Origin of the sequence: Aeromonas aquatica (assembly GCF_000764655.1) — a bacterium.
Taxonomy (GTDB): domain Bacteria; phylum Pseudomonadota; class Gammaproteobacteria; order Enterobacterales; family Aeromonadaceae; genus Aeromonas; species Aeromonas aquatica.
In genome coordinates, this window is record NZ_JRGL01000088.1 from 42,684 (window position 1) to 62,799 (window position 20,116).

Genomic DNA, 20,116 nt, shown 5'->3' on the forward strand with positions numbered 1-20,116 from the left:
CCGGACTATAACATGGGCGGTCGCGCGCGCCGCAATCGCTTGCCTCTCTCTTGATCGGGATCATCATGTCACTCATCTTCAGCCAGCTGCTCGACGGCGCCCTCCATGAACAGGTTCCTTTTGAGCAGATCTGGTTTGCCAGCGAGCAGGGCGTGCCCCCCGGTTTCAGCTATCAGGTCAACTTTCCCCGCCTCGAGCTGGTGTTCAGCGGCGAATACCTCAACCAGATCTGGGACAAGGAGCAGGGCAGCAAGCAGGTCAGCGTGTTGCCGGGACAGGCGCTCTACATACCGCCAAACGGCTGGAACAAGCCGCAATGGAGCACCGACTGCTCGGTGCTGAGCCTGCTGTTTGGCAAGCGCCAGCTCGGTTTCAGCCTGGTGAGCAAGCGCCGTGACGAGCCTGACTTTTTCGACGTGCAAAAGCACAGCATCATGGCCCGGGCGGGGCACGTGATCGAACACATCTTGGCGGCGCTCAATGCACTGACCGAGGATCCCGGCCGTTCCCCCACCGACAACCATCTGCTGCAGGCGCTGCTCACCAGCGCCCGCCAACTGCTGGCCGAATCCACCTTCGATCGGCCGAGGGGGGCTGACCTGTTCCACGGCATCTGCATCTACATTCAGGAGAATTTTCACCGCCCCATCAGCCGCGACTCCATCGCCCACCGCTTCAACGTCTCGGCCAGTCATCTCTCCCACCTGTTTCGCGAGCAGGGCCACATGCGATTGGCCGACTACATCAGCTGGGTACGGATCGACAGGGCCAAGTTCATGCTGAAAAAGTACCGGTTTCGGCTGGAAGAGGTGGCGAACCGCTGTGGTTACATTGATGTGAACTATTTTTGCCGGGTGTTCAAGCAGAAGACCGGGCTGACCCCCTCCCAATACCGCTCCCTGAGCCAGCCGCAGGGCCAAACCGATGGCTTGGCGGGGTGAGGGTGTGTGCCCTCAAGCCTGAACAGAACAGGCTTTGGGTGCGGTTCGGGTTGATCGAACCTGGGCCGGTCGGGCGCATTGTGATCCAGTGCTCGACTATGGTCGGACATGCGCGCCCGCCATTTGATTATGAAAATGGATGGGCTAAGATGGCCGCGCTCAATGACATATTTATAACAAACGGAAGTTAGGAGATGCCGATGGAAAGCAGAGTAGTTATCCCGACCACAGGTCAAAAAATCACAGTCGATGCCAACGGCAAGCTGCAGGTTCCCCACAATCCGATCATCCCGTTCATCGAAGGGGATGGCATCGGTGTGGACGTGACCCCGGCCATGTTGAATGTGGTGAATGCCGCGGTCGAGAAAGCCTACAAGGGCGAGCGTTCTATCGCCTGGATGGAGATCTTTACCGGCGAGAAATCGACTCATGTCTATGGCGAAGGTGCCTGGCTGCCGGCGGAGACCCTGGATTTCATTCGTGAATACTGCGTGGCCATCAAGGGCCCGCTGACCACTCCGGTTGGTGGCGGTATTCGCTCTCTCAACGTGGCCCTGCGCCAGGAGCTGGATCTTTACATCTGCCTGCGCCCGGTCCGTTACTACGAAGGCACCCCGAGCCCGGTCAAGCGCCCGGACCTGACCGACATGGTGATCTTCCGCGAGAACGCCGAAGACATCTACGCCGGTATCGAGTGGAAGGCGGACAGCGATGAGGCCAAGAAGGTCATCGCCTTCCTGCAAAACGAGATGGGCGTGAAGAAAATTCGCTTCCCCGAGTCCTGCGGCATCGGTATCAAGCCCATGTCCAAGGCCGGGACCGAGCGTCTGGTCCGTGCCGCCATCGAGTACGCCATCGATAACGATCGCGACTCCGTGACTCTGGTGCACAAGGGCAACATCATGAAGTTCACCGAAGGTGCCTTCAAGGATTGGGGTTATGCCCTGGCCCAGAAAGAGTACGATGCCCAGCTCATCGACGGCGGCCCCTGGTGCTCCTTCAAGAACCCGAAAACCGGCAAGACCATCGTCGTCAAGGACGTCATCGCCGACGCCTTCCTGCAACAGATCCTGCTGCGCCCGGCCGAGTACGATGTCATCGCCTGCATGAACTTGAACGGTGACTACATCTCCGACGCCCTGGCCGCTCAGGTCGGTGGCATCGGCATCGCCCCGGGCGCCAACATCGGCGACGGCGTGGCGCTGTTCGAAGCAACCCACGGCACCGCGCCCAAGTACGCCGGTCAGGACAAGGTCAACCCGGGTTCGCTGATCCTCTCCGCCGAGATGATGCTGCGCCACCTGGGCTGGACCGAGGCGGCCGATCTCATCATCAAGGGGATGGAAGCGGCCATCGCCAACAAGACCGTCACCTATGACTTCGAGCGACTGATGGAAGGCGCCACCCTGCGCTCCTGCTCCCAGTTCGCCCAGGACATGGTCGATCAGATGTAAGCGGTAAGACTGAAATGCAAAACCGGCGCCATGAGCGCCGGTTTTTTTATGGGTGAAGAGCTAAGGGACTTACTGCGCCTGCTCTACGTGTTGCTGATAGCGCTGCTGCCATTTGCTGCTTTCGGCTTCGTCGCCCTGGGTCTGCCAGAACTCGCAGATGGAGCTGGCGAGTTCGGATGCCATGGCATGATCGCCATCGCGGCGGCTCATCAGGTATTGTCCCAGCCAGCTTTGATACTGTTTCATAGTCCGATCTCCTTATCTAAGGTGCTCTTGGTGGTTGCCGTCCGGCGGGTTTCCCCAGTCAGACTGGCTCATCCAGGTCACTTTTTGGATTGTGTACCGGCTCGTCACAAGCAGTGAAATTGCCCCTGATCTTGCTGGATCAGGGCGACAACGATACGCAATTGTCAAAAAACGGCCACTATCGTATCACAAAATAACCAACTTGGGGGGATTAGCATCAAACAGACAGGCGCGGGGGCTTGCAGGCACAGATCAAAAGATGTGCCATCTTGCTGATCCATGAAGAGAAAACCCGCCATGAAGGCGGGTTTGGCAGTTGAAAAAAACTTAAATCTTGGCCGTGGCCAGATATTTCTCCATCTCTTCCGCAGGCACCATGCCGCCGCCGGTGGCCCACACCAGGTGGGTGGCCTGTGCCATGCGCCGGGTATCCAGACCGCGCGCTGCCTGCCACTCGCCATCGGCGCTGACCCGCCAGGGGCCCGGCATGCCGGCGAGGGCTGAGGGCTCGAGGCGGATCTGCTCGTCCCGCGCCAGCAGCCCCAGCAGATCGTACATCTCCTGATCGCTTAAGGTGTAGAAGCCATCCAGCAACCGCTCCATGGCGCGGCCGACGAAACCGGAGGCGCGCCCCACCGCCAGGCCATCGGCGGCGGTGAGGTTGTCGATCCCCAGATCCTGCACCGAAATCGCATCGTGCAGGCCGGTGTGCACCCCGAGCAGCATGCAGGGGGAGTGGGTGGGCTCGGCGAAGAAGCAGTGAACGTTATCCCCGAACGCGAGTTTCAGGCCAAACGCCACCCCGCCCGGACCGCCGCCGACCCCGCAGGGCAGGTAGACGAACAGCGGGTGCTCGGCATCCACCTCGATGCCCATCTCATCGAACTGCTGTTTCAGCCGTTCACCCGCCACCGAGTAGCCGAGGAACAGGGTGCGGGAGTTCTCGTCATCGATGAAGAAGCAGTTGGGATCGCGCTCGGCCTCCTTGCGTCCCTGCTCCACGGCGACCCCGTAATCTTCGGCGTATTCCACCACTATGACCCCGTGTTCGCGCAACTTGCGCTTCTTCCACTCCCGGGCATCGGCAGACATGTGCACGGTGACGGTGAAGCCGAGCTTGGCGCTCATGATGCCGATGGACATACCGAGGTTGCCGGTCGAGCCCACGGCGATGCTGTACTGGCCGAAGAAGCGGCGGAACTCATCGCTGAACAGCTTGCTGTAGTCGTCGTCTTCGCGCAGCAACCCAGCTTTGAGCGCCAGCTGCTCGGCGTGGGTCAGCACCTCGTAGATGCCGCCACGGGCCTTGATGGAGCCGGAGATCGGCAGGTGGCTGTCTTTTTTCAGCAGCAGCCGGCCGGTGACGTCAACGCCGTAACGCTCATTGAGAGTCGCTTGCATGGCCGGGATAACCGCGACTTCTGACTCCAACATGCCCTGCATGGCACGGGTCTCGGGGAAGGCCTGGCACAGGTAGGGGGCGAAGCGGGCCAGGCGGGCTGAGGCGTCCGCGACGTCGCGTTGATCCAGCCCCACGTAGGGCAGGCCGGCCGCCAATGTGGTGGCATTGGGGTTGAACCAGGTCACAGGCTCGAGAGAGATCAGCGTCTGAACCAGCGGGTACTGAGAAATGAGCTGCGCAATGTCGGTATTTTTCATGGGATGTCTCTGTCTTTTACACGATATAGGAGAGCAGGAAGGTGCCGGCCAGCGCCATCAGGGAGGCGAGGAGGGTGGCACTGGTGTAGTACTTGAGCGTTTCGTTCAGGGTAGCGCCGCAATACTGCTTCACCAGCCAGAACAGGGAGTCGGTCACCATGGTGCAGCCGATGGCGCCTGAGCCGATGGCCAGCGTCATGATCTCCGGGCTGATGTTCGGGTAGTGCACCATGATGGGGGCGACGATGGCGGTGGCCCCCATCATGGCGACGGTGGCGGAGCCGACGGCAGCGTGCAGCACTATGGCCACCAGCCAGGCCAGCAGTATGGGGTGCATGTCCAGCTGGGAGAGGATGGTGGCGAGGCTGTCCCCCAGGCCACTGGCCTTGAGCACGCCGTTGAAGGCGCCGCCGGCCCCGATGATCAGCAATATGTTGGCGATGGAGGAGAAGCACTGCTCGGTCTTGTCCAGCAGTCCTTCCATCTTCATGCTCTGGCGGATCCCCAGCACGTAGTAGGCGGTGAAGGCGGCGATGAACATGGCGGTGATGGGATTGCCGATAAATTCCAGCAGGGTATAGAGGGCGGAGTCATGCGCCATGTTCAGCTCGGCCACCGTCTTGGCCAGCATCAGCAGTATGGGCAGCAGCACGGTGAAGAGGGAGGCGCCGAGGGAGGGGAGCTCGGCCTCATCGCGCGCTTGGATGTCGGCAAAGGCGGCGGGCACGCCCTTGAACGGCACCCGCTTGCCGAGCAGCTTCAGGAACAGGGGGCCGCCGACCAGGGAGGCAAAGAGCCCGACCGCGAGGCCGTAGACGATGACGGATCCGATGTCGGCTCCCAGCTGATTGGTGACATAGAGCGCGGCCGGATGGGGCGGCACTATGCAGTGCACGGCCATCAGGGCGGTGCAGAGCGGGATGGCCAGGGTCAGCAGCGAGGTGTTGGTCTTGCGGGCGATGGAGAAGGCGAGCGGGATCAGCAACACCACCCCCACCTCGACGAACAGGGTGATGCCGCACACCAGGCCGACCAGCACCATGATGACCTGAGGCGAGAGCCAGCGGCATTTTTGCAGGGTGAGGCCGATGCGCTCGGCGGCGCCCGATACCTCCATCATCTTGCCGAGTATGGTGCCAAGGCCGATGACGGCGGCGAGGAAGCCCAGGGTGCCGCCTATGCCCTCTTCCATGGCATTGACCATCTTGACCGGGTTCATCCCCATCATGGTGCCGACATAGAAGCTCGCCAACAGCAGGGCGAGGAAGGGGTGGATCCTGCCCTTCACTATGGTGAAGACGATCAGGATGATGCTAGTCAGCAAGGTACCGACGACCCACATTTCAGAATTCATACTGCGCCTCGACAAGGGTGATAAGAGATGAACGATGGGCCTATTGAACGGGAATGGTGCCGGGCTGACAAATGATGAAAATGGCGTCTTGGATGAGCTGGGTTGATGCAAGAGTGCCACATTCATCACATTTTCCTGGGATGTGGTGATTTGGGTTCGCTTGTCGCATCCAAAAGAGCGTGCAGCGGGATATGATGGCGGCATGACCCGGCCCCCTGGTGAGAGATGCGGATGTATACCGAAGACAACTATGTGTCGAGAAACAAGCTGCTCAATGGCTATCAGCTTGCCAAGTTGCATACCTTCGAGGCGGCGGCCCGTCACTGCTCCTTCGCCCTGGCGGCCGATGAACTGGCGCTCAGCCCGAGCGCGGTGAGCCACAGAATAAGCGCCCTGGAGGAAGAGCTCGGCTTCAAGCTGTTCCAGCGTTTTCACCGCAAGGTGGTGCTGACGACGGAGGGGCAGCGGATATTCTGGGCACTCAAGTCGTCGCTGGAGTTCATCAATCAGGAGATCCTGGAGATCAAGAATCAGGAGCTGTCCGGTTCCCTGACCGTCTACTCCCGCCCCTCCATCGCCCAGTGCTGGCTGGTGCCAAGGCTCGCAGACTTCTCCCGCCTGCATCCCCAGATCGATCTCAACATCATGACCGGCAACGAGAACATCAACCTGCACGGTTATGGCATCGACTTGACGCTCTATTTTGACGACAAGACGCCGGAGCGGCTCGCCATCCACCCGCTGATGGATGAATACATGGTGCCGGTATGCAGCCCCGACTATGCCGAGCAGCATGGGCTGCTGGATAACCCTGACAACTTGTCTCGCTGCCGCCTGCTGCATGACAGGCAGGCCTGGGGGCATGACTCAGAGACCGACGAATGGCTGAGTTGGGCTCGCCAATCCGGCATCGTCATCGACGGCTGCCAGGCAAACATGGGCTTCGATCGCTCCGATCTCGCCATCATCGCCGCCATGAACCACGCCGGCATCGCCATGGGCCGCAAGCACCTGGTGAGCAAGCGGTTGGCAAGGAACGAGTTGGTGGCCCCCTTCCCGGACAAGGAGGTACGCTGCGAGCAGCGTTATTACCTCGCTACGCTCCCCAACCGCCAGTGTCCCAAGATCCAGGCCTTCATCGACTGGATCAGAGCCCAGGCGCAATTGGCAAGTTGAACCGGGAACTATGTTGGGAGTTCATACCGGCATGAGGGTCACGCCATCCGTCGGTAGCGTATTAGCGTGGGAATGAAAAACTCGCGCATCATTTGTGCAAGGCGGCCAACCGTATTGGTCGAACGCTTGCCCCTGGCGGGTGACCGGATTGCGGCGTCGGCATTTATCTGTTCGACAAATGTTATGGGGAAACTGACCCGGCATTAACCTGCGCTGAAGAACATATTGTCTGTGGTGCTGGTTTTTCAATAAGTTCAGGAGTGTGAATTAGCCCCAGAAAATAATGAATATGATGTTGTCAATAATCCTTCTACAGTTATAAAATCATTATGTTGTTATCGAGCAGACATGCTATTCTCAAAATGAGTCATCCCTGTGACATACAAAAATAATTATGTGAGGAAGTAATGAACGAATTTCTAAAGGTTCTGCTGAACATTCGTAGCTTGCGCGCTGCCATCCGTGAATTGCCGTTTGAGCAACTGCAAGAAGCGAAAGAGAAGTTTGATCTGGTATATAACGAGCGTGCCGAGTCTGTTGAACAAGAGCGGGCCGAGCAGGAAGAGCGCCAGCGCAAGCTGAGCGAGTTCACCGAGATGCTGCAGCAAGCTGGTATCGATCCCCGTGAATTGATCGGCAGCGTGGCCACTCCGGCTGCCGCAGGCGCGACCAAGAGCAAGCGTGCTCCGCGTCCTGCCAAATACAAGTATCAGGAAGATGGCCAGGAAAAGACCTGGACTGGTCAGGGCCGTATGCCCAAAGCCATTGCCGAGCAGGTTGCGCTGGGCAAGGATCTGAATGACTTCCTGATCTGATTGTCTTGATCAATTCAGCGATAATGCCGCCTCTTGGGCGGCATTATTATTTTTGAGATCATGTTGCGGTACCACTGCATGGGCTAGAGCAGATATTTACCTCGTGGTCATGGGAATAGCCATGGTCAGCACAGGGCAATAAAAAGATATCTGTCAGTAGTGAGACTGTACTCAACATCAGCCATTCCATTCTTAATCCTCTAGCGAGGACTCACACAACCCTCTTCTGTTGCCGATGATCCTGATGGATAAATGCAAGATCCGCTCGACTCGATGAAATAAGCAAACTCACTTTCGGTCGCTCCTCTCTGTCGCTGCACCCATTTTCTTGGAGATGTTATCCCTGTCAGGCTTAGGCTCCCGTTATCTCTGCCCTATTTGGCACCCTTGCACTGGATATATATGAGGGCAGTCGACGAAGGCGATGATTTTTTAATACGGGGTCTGCTGACCCCGTCGTGAATAAGGAGGGCGTGGGTCAACTCACTAGCTGGATATCCTCACTCTGGCGCGAGCTCGACGACATTCTTGCCAAGCGGCGACGAGCCAGGACGGCATCGGCCAGCATGGCAAGCAAAGCCTGACTATCTTCCCAGCACAGACAGGCATCGGTGATCGACTGGCCATATTGCAGCTCATCCAGCGGTGCCGGCTTTTGGCTGCCTTCTTGCAGGAAACTCTCGATCATGACGGCGGCGATGGCATCGCTCCCTTCGCCCAGTTGGCGGCAGAGCTCGCCGGCGACCCGCATCTGATTCTTGTGCTGCTTCTGGCTGTTGCCGTGGCTGCAATCCACCATCAGCCGATGGTTGAGCCCCAGGCGCGCCAGCTGCTCTGCGGCATCCTCTACGTCGCTCTGGTGGTAATTGGGAAGGGTGCCACCACGCAATATGATGTGCCCGCTCGGGTTGCCCTCGCTCTTGATAACCATAATACCGCCCTGGCTACCGGGCGCGGTAAACAAGTGGGACGCTTCGCTGGCCTGGATGGCATCGATGGCCACCCGGATGTTGCCGTCGGTGCCGTTCTTGAAGCCGACAGGACAGGGCAGGGCCGAGGCGAGCTGCCTGTGTACCTGAGATTCAGTAGTGCGTGCCCCAATCGCTCCCCAGCTGATGAGATCGGCCAGATAGAGGAAGCTGGTGGTATCGAGAAACTCGGTGGCGGTGGCCAATCCCAGCTGATTGATGTCCAGCAGCAGTTGGCGGGCCAGATGAAGGCCTTGACCTATGTCGTTGCTGCCATCCAGGTGAGGATCGAACACCAGCCCCTTCCAGCCGACCGTGGTGCGCGGCTTCTCGAAGTAGGTGCGCATCACGACGAGCAAGCGGTCCTGATACTCAGCGGCCAGCCTGGCCAGGCGCCTTGCATAGTCGAGCGCGGCGAGAGGGTCGTGGATGGAGCAGGGACCTATCACCACCAACAGGCGATCATCGGCGCCGCTGAGGATCTGGCGCATTTGATGTCGATGCTCTTCTATTTTCTCCGCCATCTCCGTGGGGCAGGGGTGCTGTGCCAACAGATCGGCGGGAGTGGGGAGAGCCTCGACCGCGAAGGCGCGCATTACCGAATTCAAAACTGCCATCTGGATTACCTTGCTGTACCTGGGGGTAAGTGAGCTGTTTGCGGCTCAGGACCCTGAATGTCAGGGATCGGAGCGCGATGACAGATCATGTTATTGAGAGTGATTATCATTATCTTGTTGTCTCTCTCGAATGCAAGCCCTGCAGAGGGGATCACCAAGATGGGGGGGAGGAGAAAAAAAGAGTGGAAATTGGCTCTTGAACAGGCCTGTCTCCTGTCGGAGATAGGCCTGATTTATATAGGGAAAATAAGGTGTTATCAGCTGTCCATCACGGTGTGGCGATCCTGATGATAGGCATCTTCATCCTTGCCATGGCGCCAGTAAGGCACCGCATAGACCCGTTGGCGGTCCACATCCAGAGTGCGTCTGACATGGCGGCGCAGCGGTACCACCAGACCCTCCTCCCCACCGAACCAGAAATAGCTCTGATCCGCCACCATGGGCAGGGCGGTGAAATAGCTCACTAGTTGTTCGGTCTGCTCGGGAGCGCCGACAAACCAGCGCAGGCTGACTCCTGCTGGCAGCGACAGATCCTGCACATCTTCCTGATGGGGCACCAGCAGGGCGATATGGCCCTGAGCCTTGGCGGGCATCACCTCGGCCATGGCGCTGATGGCGGGCAAAGAGGTGAGATCCCCCACCATGTAATAGTGCAGGGCCAGCTGCAGCATGGGATCCGGACCGCCTGGACCCGAGATGGCCAACCGATCCCCCGGCTGCACATGCAGGGCAAAACGGCTAGCGGGGCCAATATCGCCGTGCAGGGCGAAATCGATATCCAGCTCCAGGGCCTCGCGGCGGAAGGCGCGGATGCTGAAGGTGCGGATGACGGGTTTCTGGCTCGGGTCTTCCCAGCGAGGCCCCTTGGGAGTTGGCGTCGGCAGTACCGCATGCTCTTGACCCGGTTGGGGCAACATGATCTTGATATGGGCGCCGCCGCAGCTGAAAGGATAATCGGCCAGCTCGGGGCTGGTCAGGCAGACCCTGCGTAGATGCGGACCCACATCATGGACATGTTTGACGGTGAGCAGACGAGGGCGATTGACCGGGGCGGGCTGTGACATATGAGTACTCCTGGCAGACGATGGCGCCATTTTTCATCAAATGAAAATTATTATCAATTGCTTTGTGGGGAGGGGGAGGGCTGCCTGAGCCAGGGTGAAGTCCACCCCGGCCCAGGTGAAGAGAGGAAGTGCCAGAGGCTAGGATCCCCGATCACTGCCCCCCAGCGCCTGATAGATCCCGGCCATGGTCTTGAGCTGGGTCTGCTGCTGGTTGAGCAGACTCAGCTCGGCGTCCCACAGGCGGTTTTGCTCATCCAGCCAGGGCTGCACCCCGGTCGCCCCCGCCTGGAAGCGCGCCTCGGCCAGCCGCTCGGCCTCTTTGGCGTAATCCCGCTGCTGTGTCAGGTAGCGCAGTTGCTGCTCGCCCTGATGACGAGCCGACAGACCATCTTCCACCTCCAGCAGGGCGGTGTAGAGCTGCTTGCGAAACTCGGTCTCGGCAATCTGGTAATCGAGCTCGGAGCTCGCGATGGAGAGCCGGGTCTGATTGTACTCGAGGAAGGGCAGGGCCAGGGTCGCCCCCAGTGTCCCCACCGGGTTGCTCAGCATCTGGGTCAGGGTGTCCGAGGTGGTGCTGGCATTGCCGGTGAGGCTCAGGGTGGGATAAAAGCCGGTGCGGATCTCGTCCCCCTTGGCCAGCGTCTTGCGCAGCCGCAACTCGGCGGCCCGCACATCGGGACGGCGGGCCAGCACGTCGGCCGGGATGCCGACCGCCAGGGTAGGGATGGGGGCCATGACCAGTTCGGTCGGGGCAAACTCCAGCGGGCCACTGCTGCGGCCGAGCAGCAGGCGCAGGGCGTTGGCGGCCTGCTCCCGTTGCTGTATGAGGGCGGCAAGCTCCGCCTGTTTACCGACTTTCTGCTGGCTGGCCTGCACCAGATCGAGCCGGGTGATGGCACCCGCCTCATACTTGGCCCGGGTCAATCGCTCGGCCCGCTCGTAGTTGAGCAACTGCTGCTCACCGAGGGTGATGGCCGAGCCGAGATAGGCCAGCTGCCAGTATTGCTCCAGCGCCTTGCCGATCAGCATCAGGCGGGTCGCCGCCAGATCCTGCTCGCTGGCCTCTGCCTCCCAGCTCGCCTGATCCCGCACCGAGGCGAGCCGGCCCCAGAGATCCACCTCGTAGCTCAGGTTGAGCGAGGGCCCCAGGTTGCTGCTGGTGCTGCCATCCTTCATGTTCTTGGAGCCGCTCGCCCCCAGATTGGCACTAATCTCGGGGGTGAGATTGGTATCGGCCAGATCCGCGCCGAGCAGGGCGCTCCTGAGCCTGAGCCCCGCCACCTGCATGTCCGGGTTGGCGGCCAGCACGGCATCGACCAGCCTGTCGAGGGCGGGATCCTTGAACCCCTGCCACCAGGGACCCGCCTGCTGCTGGGTGAGTTCCTCGTCGGCCTGCTGCCAGCTCGGCGCCACGACCAGATCCGGTTGGTGATAGGTACTCTGCTGACTGCAGGCGCCGAGGACAAGGCTGACGGCGAGGCAGAGCCCTGTTTTGGAGAAGAGGCAGAGCCTCTGTCTGAATAGGTTGTGCATCATCATTCCCTCGCCAGTGCCTCGACCGGATCGAGCCGGGCTGCGTTGCGGGCGGGCAGGTAACCAAACAGGATCCCGATGAGCGAGGAGCAGCCAAAGGCCATCAGGATGGAGAAGAGCGAGAAGTGCATCTGGAAGCTCTCCACGAACAGTGAGAAAACGAAGCCGATGAGCAGGGCCAGACCGATGCCCAGCAGGCCCCCCAGCAGGCTGACCATCACGGCCTCGATCAGGAACTGCTGCAGTATGTCGGACTGACGGGCGCCCACCGCGATGCGGATCCCTATCTCCCTGGTGCGTTCCACCACCGAGACCAGCATGATGTTCATCACCCCGACCCCGCCGACGATGAGGGAGATCACCGCGATGGCGGAGACCAGCAGCGTCATGGTGGCGGTGGTCTTCTCCACCGACTTGATGATGCTGTCGCTGCTGAAGGTGAAGAAGTCCTTCACCCCGTGGCGCTGGGTCAGCAGGGCCACCGCGGCTTGTTCCGCCAGGGCGGGCTGGATCCCGTCTTTGACTCTGATGGTGATCTGGCTGAAATGGTTCTGGGAGATGAGGCGACTCATCACGGCGCTGTAGGGCAGCCAGATGCTGACCGATTGGCTGCTGCGGCCAAAGCCGGTCTCCTGCGTCACCACGCCTATGATGCGCACCGGGAGAGTACCGACCAGCACTACCTGACCGATGGGATCCTCCTTGCCGAGCAGGCTCTCGATGGTTTTACCGTCCACCACGGCCACCGCCGTCCGGTTCTGAATGTCCCGTTCATCGAGCAGGCGGCCCTGGGTGAGGGTCATCCCCTTGACCCGGAAGAAGTCGCTGCCGACCCCCACCACATTGCCGCTGCTGCTCTTGTTGCGAAAACGCAGCTGGCCCGAGGTGGCAATCTGGGGGCTGGCCCCCTCCAGATAGGGTTGGCCGAGCAGGGCATCGAGATCCCGCTCGTTCAGGGTCTGGATACTGGCCGCCTTCTCATCCCCCCAGTCCTTGCCGGGGAAGATATCGATGGTGTTGGTACCCATGGCGTTGATGTCGTTGATCACCTTGGCGCGGGCGCCCTGACCGAGGGCGACCACGCTGACCACGGCAGCGATGCCGATGATGATGCCGAGCATGGTGAGGAAGGTGCGCATGCGGTGGGCGAGCATGGCGTGCAGGGCCATGCGGGCGGCCTCCCGGTAGCGATCCCAGCCCTGGCTGGCGGCCCTGGCAGCCGTGGTTGCTGCCGTGGCTTGGGGGCTGGCTTCTACCTTCTGTTCATCAGGTTGGGAGACGATCTGCTCGGTTGGGTTGGCAGTGGTCGCAGCCTTGGTCGTGGTCACCGTTTTGGCTTGGGTGCTGTCTTCGACAACACGTCCGTCGAGCAGGGAGGCGATCTGATCGGCAGGGTTGGCCGTGGTCGCCGCTTTGGCTTGGGTGCTGTCTTCGACAACACGTCCGTCGCGCAGGGTAATGATGCGATCCGCATGATTGGCGACTGCCATGTCGTGGGTCACCAGGATGATGGTGTGGCCCTGAGCGTGCAGCTCTTTGAGGATGGCCATCACCTCCTTGCCGCTGTGGCTGTCGAGGGCCCCGGTGGGCTCATCGGCCAGGATCACCTCGCCGCCGTTGGCAAGGGCACGGGCTATGCTGACCCGTTGCTGCTGGCCGCCGGAGAGCTGGCCCGGTCTGTGGTGGCTGCGATCGGCGAGGCCCAGGCGCGACAGCAGCGCGCGAGCACGCGCCTGGCGATCGGTGCGAGAGGTGCCCGCATAGACGGCCGGGATCTCCACGTTGGCGGCCGCATCGAGGTGGGGCAGCAGGTGGTAGCGCTGAAAGATGAAGCCGAAGTGGTGGCAACGAAGCCTCGCGAGGGCGAGAGCATCCAGATGGGCGGTATCCTGCCCGCGAAACAGATATTGCCCGCCACTCGGCCTGTCGAGGCAACCCAGCAGGTTCATCAGGGTGGACTTGCCGGAGCCGGAGGCGCCGACGATGGCGACCATCTCCCCCGCCTGGATGCAGAGATCCAGCGGGTGCAGCACTGTGACCTCCTGCTCCCCGCTCTGGTAGCGACGCTCTATGCCCTTGAGCCGGATCAGGGGCTCGCTCACGGCCTTATCTCCCCGTCATCGTCCTGGACGGGCTTGCCCTGCTCCAGGGTGACCTTGTCCTGCTCGTTCAGGCCGCTCACCACCTCGATCTTGATGTCGTCCTTCATGCCGGTCTTGATGCGGCGGGTCTCTTTCTGCTCGTCGTCCTTGAGCAGGCTGACCTCGTATTCGTTGTCACCGAGTTTCTTGCCGAGCGCGGTCTGAGGGATGGCCAGCACCTGCTTGCGCTCACCCAGCACTATGGTGACCTGAGTCGTCATGGCGACCCTTAGCTGGTGATCCGGGTTGGGCACGTCGAACAGGGCGTAGTAATAGATGGCGGCATTGCTGGTGGTCGTGGTGCTGGCGGTCTGCTCGTTGATGTTGGTGGGGGCCAGCTCGACGGTGCGCAGGGTGGCGTGATAGCGGGTATCCGGATCCCCGATCAGGGTGAAATAGACCGGCATGCCGGCCCTGACCTTGGTCACGTCGGCCTCGGAGATCTGGGCCTTGACCGTCATGGTATCCAGATTGGCGAGTTTGAGCAGGGTCGGTACCGTCTGGCTGGCGGCCAGGGTCTGACCCTGGCGGGTCACGATGGAAACCACGGTGCCATCCATGGGGGCCTGAATGCGGTTATAGCCGAGCTCCGTCTTGGTGCGCTCCACCTTGATGAAGGCACTGTCGATATCGGCCTGGGCGCTTTGCAGCTCGGCGCGGGTGACGGCCAGCTGCGCCTCGGCGCTTTCCAGATCGGCCCGGGAGCTCGCCTCCTGGCTGAACATCTGTTGCTGACGACGCCAGGCCAGCTCGTTCTGCTTGAGCTGCGCCTGCTTTATCTTGAGCTGGGCGCGGCGGCTGGCAAGCTCTGCCTCTGCGGTCTTGAGGTTGTTCTGGGCGATCAGGGGGTCTATCTCCGCCAGCAGATCCCCCTGCTTGACCTGTTGTCCGGCCTCGACCGCCAGATAGGTGACCTGACCCGAGACCTGGGCACCCACGTCCACCTGTTCGATGGCCTGCAGAACACCGCTGGCCAGCACGGTTTGCTCCACGTCCTGGCGGGTCACCGATGCGGTCAATACGGGATCTGGCGTCTTGCCGGGCCACACCAGCCACACGAGGATGGCGAGCGGAATGAGGATGAACAGGGCAAGCTTGCCCTGTCTGGGAAGAGTTTTCATTTTCCACCTGAATGAAACATGCGAAGGCGCGCGAGGCCAACATCCTGCAGCAAACGGGGCCTAAACAAAAGCGAGCAATGTGTAAGAAATCATGTAGATGAATTTGTCACTAGAGGTGGCTGCGGCGAGGCGTACAGGGGGCGAGGAGAGCGGCGGTGCGGGAACAAAGGAAGATGAACGGAGGGAACAAGGGGAGCCCCCGCAGAACGAGCGGGGCCTCCCCTATCTCAGGCCGCCATCAACCGACGGCTTTTAGCTGTTCGGTATAGGGTTCGTGGCAGATCTGGATATCGACGGGCAGCTTGTAGATGAGCAAGCGTGCCAGGGAGCCTTCCATCCAGTGGTGACGGCTGCCAACCAGCAGCAGCTCGGTCGGGTGTGATGCCAGCCAACGGCTCAAGTCTGCCACCACATCATCCACCACCAGACACTGGTAATCGACCGGGTGGGGCAGGAGGGTGATGAGCTGGCTGATGATGGCTTTGGCATCCAGGGTGCCCTGGGCACTGCGCTCTTCTTGTGACAGCGACAGGCTGTTGCGCCGGACTTTGCTGCTGTGGGTCAGGTGCAGCAGGGTCAGCTCGCAGCCCATTCCTTGCGCCAGCCGACTCGCCTTGGCCAGCGTCTCCTGCTCGTAACCCTTGCCTTCCAGCAACAGCACAATATTGGTTGGGGTCATAAGCAGTTCTCCTTCTCAGGTGCGGGTCAAGGAGGATGAGGCCCTTGTCTCTCACCATCCGGAGCCCGCGGGATAGTCCCATCAAACGAACCCGTCTCACTCGTTCAGCGTCACCTCTTGTCGGCGATGCCAGAACGCATCAGGTCCGTTTACATCATCATAACAGATTGAGTTGAATGGAAAATGAAGGGATTGGGGGGCAGGGCCACAAATGGATTCAAAATGTGGCCCGAGCCCCCTGAACGAACATGAGATGAGGACTCAGGGAAGGAGGTTCAAGTTGTCTGTCGATGATCGAGTCAGTCTGGCCATCAGGCGAAATGCCTGGCGAGCCAGGGCAAGCCTTCTTTCTTGCGGCTGACGGCGCCGGCAAGGTGGACGGGATCTGCCGGCAAGAGTCCCTGGCTGGCGAAATGGAGCTGGCTGTCTCCCTTGGCCAAGTCCGTCAGCATCAGCACATAACCATCCAGACCATCTTGCGCCACGCGAGCTTGCATCGCCTGATCCAGCTCGGTTTGACGCGCCTGGATTTCGGCTGGGTTCATCACGCAGATCTGGCTGACGAACAGCTTGTGACCGGCAATCTGGTACTCCTTTTCGTCCAAGACCAGCAGATCGGCCAGGGCGGCATCACCGATCTGGGTGCGACGCTCCAGCAGGGTCTGGGCAAAGGGAGCCAGCGCAAGCTCGGCGATGGGGAGCAGCCGGTCGGCCGCGATCCTGTCCTGCGCCGTGGTGGTGGGGGAGGTGAAGTTGAAGGTATCGCTGACGATGGCCCCCAGCAGCAACCTGGCCTGGGCACGGGAGAGCTGGTCGTAACCCATCAGCTCCAGCAGCACTGTGGCACTGCAGCCGACCGCCCTGACCCAGGCATCGAGCGGGCCGCGGGTAATGAGGGTACCGATGCGGTGGTGATCGATGAGGCCCTGCACATCGGCATCGGCCAGCCCTTCCGGCCCCTGCTCCAGCTCGCTGAAATCCACCAGAAAGACCGGCTTGTCGGCCACGCTCTCGGTGAGTACGGGCGGCGCCTCCACTCCAGCTGTTTCCAGAATGAAGCGCGTCTCGGCGATGGGCGTCCCCAGCGCAAAGGCCTGGGCAGGGCGGCCCTGGCCGTTCAGCCAGTCGGCGGCGACCAGTGCGGTGCAGATGCTGTCGCTATCGGGATTCTTGTGACCAAAGACATGAAGCATGGACGGTTCCTGAGTTGCTGGGCCTGGCAGGGGATCCGTTGCCGGGCTCGGGTAAAAGGGGTGGGCTGATGATGACAGTGTACACGGGGCAGCCCCATAGCCGTCACTCTACCGCTCGGAGGAGAGGGAGAAAATCCAGAGTGAGTGCGTGGCAGTAGCTTGAGATGTTGAAGATTAATCGTTTTGTGGTTGTACCTGTGTTGTTGGTGCGCTTGGCGTGTTGAATATTCTGATGAACGTGAGTGGGAAGGAGAAATATCCCCCTTCCCGTGCGGTACTCAGCAGGTCAGCAGCTCGCGCGCGTTGGCCAGGGTATTGTCGGTGATCTGATCCCCCCCCAGCAGGCGGGCCAGCTCGTTGAGACGGGCGCCCGGGTTGAGGACCCGCATCTGGGTTTCGGTGGTCTTGCCATCGGTATGCTTGCTGACCACCATGTGCTGGTGCCCCTTGCCGGCCACCTGCGGCAGGTGGGTGACCACCATCACCTGGGTGGATTCGCCGAGCTGGCGCAGCAGACGGCCGACCACGGCCGCGGTCGGGCCGCTGATCCCCACATCCACCTCATCGAAGATGAGGGTCGGTGTCGACACCTTGCGGGCGCTGATCACCACGATGGCGAGGCTGATGCGCGACAGCTCCCCGCCGGAGGCGACCTTGCCAAGGGGCTGGATCGGCTGACCCGGGTTGGTGGTCACCATGAATTCCACCCTATCTATGCCAAGGGGGGATAGGCTGCTCTGGGCATCCGGTCGCACCTCTATGATGAAGCGGCCATCTGGCATGGCCAGCTCGTGCATGCTACTGGTCACCTTTGCGCCGAGCTCCTCGGCATAGCGCTGGCGGCTCTGGCTGAGCACCTCTGCCGCCTGCACGAAGGCCAGGCGGGCCTGGGCCAGCTCGTCTTCCATGCCTTCGAGGCGCTCCTCATCCGAGTTGAGGCGGGCGAGATCGCTGGCGAGATCCTGATGATGCAGGGCCAGCTCAGCCGGTTTGACATGGTGTTTGCGGGCCAGATTGATGGCCTTGGAGAGGCGGGCCTCCAGCTCGTTGAAGCGCTCGGGATCCAGCTCCAGCAGATCGAGGTAGCTGCGCAGCTCGCTGTGACTCTCCTGCACCCCGATCAGGGCCTCGTTGAGCATCCCCAGCACGTTGCCGAGACGACCATCCATGGCGACCAGGGTCTCGGCCCTGTCCACCGCCACCTGCAGCAGGCCGGCGATGGTGGTCTCCTCGTTGTCATAGAGCAGATCGAGGCATTGGCCGCACTCCTGCATCAGCTCGGTGCCGTTGGCGAGCCGCTGATGCTCCTCCTCGATGGTTTCAAACTCCCCCGGTTGCAGGGCGAATTCATCCAGCTCCTGCACCTGGTATTCGATCAGCTGGCGGCGAGCCTCCCGCTGCTGCTGCTCGGCCTTGAGGCGGTTGAGCTCGTTTTGCAGCTGGCGCCACTGCTGGTAGTGCTGGCGCACCTCGTCCAGCAGCAGATGGTGGCCGGCGTACCCATCCAGCAGGGCAAGTTGATAATCGGGCTTGAGCAGCATCTGGTGGGCGTGCTGGCCGTGGACGTTGACCAACAACTGACCAAGGCTGCGCAGCTGCACCAGGGGAACGGGCACCCCGTTGATGTAGCTGCGGGAGCGCCCCTCGGCGGAGAGCACCCGCCGCACTATGCACTCCCCCTCGTTTTCCAGCTCGTTGGCGGTGAGCCAGGCGCGGGCGGCCGGGTTGCCATCTAGCAGGAAACGCGCGCTGACCTCGGCCTTGTCGCTGCCCGGTCGCACCATGCTGGCCTCGGCCCGCTCGCCGAGGCAGAGGCCGAGCGCGTCGATGGCAATGGATTTGCCTGCGCCGGTTTCACCCGTGATGCAGGTCATGCCGGATTGCAGATCGAGTTCGAGAAACTTGACGATAGCGAAGTTGTTGACGGTCAGCTGGGTCAGCATGGTCTCATCCTGTATAGGCCAACATTACTGTGTATGCATCCAGTATATACTGGTTTTCCATACAGTAAAGTGTCGGCCTCACACAGGCTGTCTGACTGGCTTAAAACAGCTTGCTGCCCCAGCCGAGCTTGTTGCGCAGCACGTGGAAGTAGCTGTAATCGAGGGGGTGGACCAGATGCAGCTTGTGGCTGCTCTTCTTGATGAGGATCTCGTCACCCGGGTGCACCGCCAGGGTCACCTGGCCGTCGCAGCTCACCTGCATGGCGTCATCCTGATTGTCGGGGGAGACCAGCAGGCGCACCTCGCTGTCCGCATCCAGCACTATGGGGCGGCTGCTCAGGGTGTGCGGAAACATCGGGACCAGCGTGATGGCATTGAGCTTGGGGGTGAGGATGGCGCCCCCCGCCGACAGGGAATAGGCGGTCGAGCCGGTGGGGGTGGCGACTATGATGCCGTCCGAGCGCTGGCTGTACATGAAGCTGCCATCGATGTAGACCTCGAACTCGATCATGTGGGCTATCTTGCCCGGGTGCAGCACCGCCTCGTTCACCGCCAGGTTGCTGGACTTGCGCTCACCGTGGCGATAGACGGCGGCCTCCAGCAGGAAGCGATGCTCGCTCTTGAAGTGGCCGGAGAGCACCTGCTCCAGGGGCGGCAGGTAGTCCTGGGGCGAGAGATCCGTCAGGAAGCCGAGATTGCCCCGGTTCACGCCGATCACCGCCACATCGAAGCGCGACAGCACCCGGGCGGCCCCCAGCATGTTGCCGTCGCCGCCGACCACGATGGCCAGATCCGCCTGCTCCCCGAGCTGCACCAGATCCATCACGTCATCGCAGAGCACGCCCAGGGTGTGGGCGACCCGGCTCTCGAGCAGCACCCGAAAGCCGCGGCTGCTCAGGTATTGATAGAGGCCGCTGAGGGTCTGGTTGGCACCTTCATGATGGGGTTTGCCGATCAGGGCGATGGTTTTGAACGGAGAATCCATAGGTTATCGGGTCTGGGGCTGAGTATTGAGGGGAGTATACCGCGCTTTGGTGGGGATTTGTCTGCTGCCATGCCCGGCGGGCGGATCCGGCCCGGAAAAGCGGCAAAAATGCCGGTTGGCTCACCTCATTGGCCATGAGAGGGCCCTTTTCCCCTTGAAAGCCGGGGCGACGTCCCCATAATAGCGCCAACATAGGGTCTGTTGATGTTTCGTCGCGACCGCGACGG

General features: G+C 61.1%; 16 protein-coding genes. 4 read left to right on the plus strand and 12 right to left on the minus strand.

Annotation, left to right across the window (positions count from 1 at the left end; all coding sequences use genetic code 11):
• Positions 1-65 precede the first annotated feature (65 nt).
• Positions 66-941 (plus strand): helix-turn-helix transcriptional regulator, encoded by an 876-nt coding sequence (locus LG30_RS0108855; protein WP_033130403.1) that lies wholly within the window; start codon positions 66-68, stop codon positions 939-941.
• 200 nt (positions 942-1,141) lie between these two features.
• A complete protein-coding gene (icd, locus tag LG30_RS0108860; protein WP_033130346.1) occupies positions 1,142-2,395 on the plus strand; it encodes an NADP-dependent isocitrate dehydrogenase in 1,254 nt (417 codons plus the stop codon).
• Positions 2,396-2,464: 69 nt separating this feature from the next.
• Here the strand turns inward: icd and LG30_RS22510 are convergent, their stop codons facing one another.
• The 3 genes from LG30_RS22510 to dsdX all read right to left on the minus strand — a co-directional run bounded on the left by LG30_RS22510 (position 2,465) and on the right by dsdX (position 5,654).
• Positions 2,465-2,641, minus strand: coding sequence for a hypothetical protein (locus LG30_RS22510; RefSeq protein WP_152599154.1), 177 nt, complete (start codon positions 2,639-2,641; stop codon positions 2,465-2,467).
• Between the two features lie 327 nt (positions 2,642-2,968).
• Complete coding sequence (locus tag LG30_RS0108865) at positions 2,969-4,300, minus strand: D-serine ammonia-lyase (RefSeq protein ID WP_033130347.1); 1,332 nt, start codon at positions 4,298-4,300, stop codon at positions 2,969-2,971.
• A 16-nt stretch (positions 4,301-4,316) separates the two neighbouring features.
• Complete coding sequence (gene dsdX / locus LG30_RS0108870) at positions 4,317-5,654, minus strand: D-serine transporter DsdX (protein WP_033130348.1); 1,338 nt, start codon at positions 5,652-5,654, stop codon at positions 4,317-4,319.
• Between the two features lie 231 nt (positions 5,655-5,885).
• Here dsdX and dsdC point away from each other — a divergent pair, with 231 nt between their 5' ends.
• Positions 5,886-6,830: a DNA-binding transcriptional regulator DsdC gene (gene dsdC, locus LG30_RS0108875; protein WP_033130349.1), complete on the plus strand. Its 945-nt coding sequence runs from the start codon at positions 5,886-5,888 to the stop codon at positions 6,828-6,830.
• 407 nt (positions 6,831-7,237) lie between these two features.
• Complete coding sequence (locus LG30_RS0108880) at positions 7,238-7,645, plus strand: H-NS family histone-like protein (RefSeq protein WP_025327689.1); 408 nt, start codon at positions 7,238-7,240, stop codon at positions 7,643-7,645.
• A 478-nt stretch (positions 7,646-8,123) separates the two neighbouring features.
• Here the strand turns inward: LG30_RS0108880 and LG30_RS0108885 are convergent, their stop codons facing one another.
• From LG30_RS0108885 to nadK, 9 genes are all read right to left on the minus strand, one after another.
• Positions 8,124-9,230 carry a 3-deoxy-7-phosphoheptulonate synthase gene (locus tag LG30_RS0108885; protein ID WP_033130350.1) on the minus strand — a complete coding sequence of 369 codons (1,107 nt, stop codon included), beginning with the start codon at positions 9,228-9,230 and terminating at the stop codon, positions 8,124-8,126.
• Positions 9,231-9,487: 257 nt separating this feature from the next.
• A complete protein-coding gene (locus LG30_RS0108890) occupies positions 9,488-10,294 on the minus strand; it encodes a siderophore-interacting protein (protein WP_033130351.1) in 807 nt (268 codons plus the stop codon).
• 138 nt (positions 10,295-10,432) lie between these two features.
• Entirely contained in the window at positions 10,433-11,833 is a 1,401-nt protein-coding gene (locus tag LG30_RS0108895; RefSeq protein WP_033130352.1) for an efflux transporter outer membrane subunit, read from the minus strand.
• The gene (locus tag LG30_RS0108900) at positions 11,830-13,929 is read right to left on the minus strand and encodes a MacB family efflux pump subunit (protein WP_033130353.1); all 2,100 of its coding nucleotides are present in this window, start codon (positions 13,927-13,929) and stop codon (positions 11,830-11,832) included. Before LG30_RS0108900 ends, LG30_RS0108895 begins: the two co-directional genes overlap by 4 nt.
• Entirely contained in the window at positions 13,926-15,089 is a 1,164-nt protein-coding gene (locus LG30_RS0108905) for an efflux RND transporter periplasmic adaptor subunit (RefSeq protein WP_033130354.1), read from the minus strand. The genes LG30_RS0108900 and LG30_RS0108905 overlap by 4 nt, the downstream gene beginning before the upstream one ends.
• Positions 15,090-15,327: 238 nt before the next feature.
• A complete protein-coding gene (locus LG30_RS0108910) occupies positions 15,328-15,768 on the minus strand; it encodes a universal stress protein (protein ID WP_033130355.1) in 441 nt (146 codons plus the stop codon).
• A gap of 311 nt (positions 15,769-16,079) precedes the next feature.
• On the minus strand, positions 16,080-16,961 hold the full coding sequence (locus LG30_RS0108915; protein WP_033130356.1) for a DHHA2 domain-containing protein: 882 nt from the start codon (positions 16,959-16,961) through the stop codon (positions 16,080-16,082).
• Positions 16,962-17,239: 278 nt separating this feature from the next.
• Entirely contained in the window at positions 17,240-18,904 is a 1,665-nt protein-coding gene (recN, locus tag LG30_RS0108920; RefSeq protein ID WP_033130357.1) for a DNA repair protein RecN, read from the minus strand.
• Between the two features lie 100 nt (positions 18,905-19,004).
• A complete protein-coding gene (gene nadK, locus LG30_RS0108925; protein WP_033130358.1) occupies positions 19,005-19,889 on the minus strand; it encodes an NAD(+) kinase in 885 nt (294 codons plus the stop codon).
• Between the last annotated feature and the right edge of the window lie 227 nt (positions 19,890-20,116).